The 1,196-nt window shown below is 70.2% G+C and carries 1 pseudogene; it reads left to right on the top strand.

Annotated elements, in window-relative coordinates:
- Positions 1-434 precede the first annotated feature (434 nt).
- Positions 435-1,196, top strand: a pseudogene (locus VM95_RS39530) (hypothetical protein); the annotation flags it as partial.

The raw sequence follows: 1,196 nt of genomic DNA, 5'->3' as shown, positions 1-1,196 counted from the left end.
ACCTACGCCCACGACACCAACGGCACCTTCTGGTCCGTCGACCCCAAGGGCCCGGGCTGGACCAAGTTCTGGGGCGGCCCCGCAGCCGTCGCCTCCTGAAGGAACCGGCCTCCGGATCGGTTGGTGCCAGGAGAGGCCCTTCACCGTCCGGATCGCTCTTCGACCGCCGGAACCAGCCGGCTCCGACTACGGCCCTGATCCGCCCGCAAGTGGGGCAGCTCCCGGGCCGACGTCCCCGGCAACGCAGTCGCCACCACCAACTGACCGACAGTCGGGCACGTCCGGGTCGCTCCGCCCGGACGTGCCCCCGGCCCGGGCCCGGCGCCAATGCGGCCCGGGGGACGGCGACACGACTCACCGACACGTCCGTTTGCCTTCAGGAAAGGGCAGCTGTTCCGATGAAGTGCCGTCTCCGTTCGATTCTTCCCGCCCTCGTGACGGCGGCCGCCCTGGTCGTCCCCGCGGTGGTAACCGCTTCCCCCGCCTACGCCACGCTGCCGGACCGGTCCTGTGGGACCGTCACCGACGCCGATTCCGCCACCGCGGCGAGCCTCAACAAGGTTCTGACCGGGAAGCTGGCCAACGCGATGACGGCCTACCGGGTCTCCTGCGCACGGGCAATAGCCGACACCGCCCGTGCCCACAACCTGCCAGACCGGGCCGCGGTCATCGCGATCACCACGGCCATCGTGGAGTCGGAGCTTCGGAACAACCCGAACATGCTCGACCACACCAGCGTCGGGCTGTTCCAGCAGCAGAACTGGTGGGGCTCCTACGATCAGCGGCTCGACCCGGCCTACGCCACCAACAAGTTCCTGGACGCGATGCTCAGTGCCTACCCCAACGGCTCCTGGCAGAACCAGTCCATCGGCGTCGTCTGCCAGAAGGTCCAGGTCTCGGCCTACCCCGACCGCTACCAACCGGAGTCCGACGACGCCCAGCGCATCCTCGACTCCCTCGCCGCCCCGGCGCGGGCGGGACGGCCCAGTGTCGTGGCGGACCCGGCGACCGGGCACCTGATCACCTACGTCCGCGACACCGCCAACCACCTGTGGTCCGTGGATCCGCAGGGACCGGGCTGGATCGACTTCGGCGCCATGGCCGCCGGCGACCCCGTCACCGTGGTGGACCCGGCGACCAAGCACCTGATCACCTACGTCAACGGCCCCGACCACCGCCTGTGGTCCGTCGACCCC

The sequence above is a fragment of the Streptomyces rubellomurinus genome (assembly GCF_000961885.1).
In the GTDB taxonomy this organism is placed as follows: domain Bacteria; phylum Actinomycetota; class Actinomycetes; order Streptomycetales; family Streptomycetaceae; genus Kitasatospora; species Kitasatospora rubellomurina.
The sequence above is the reverse complement of the archived record's forward strand: the minus strand, read 5'-3'. Positions and strand labels throughout refer to the sequence as shown.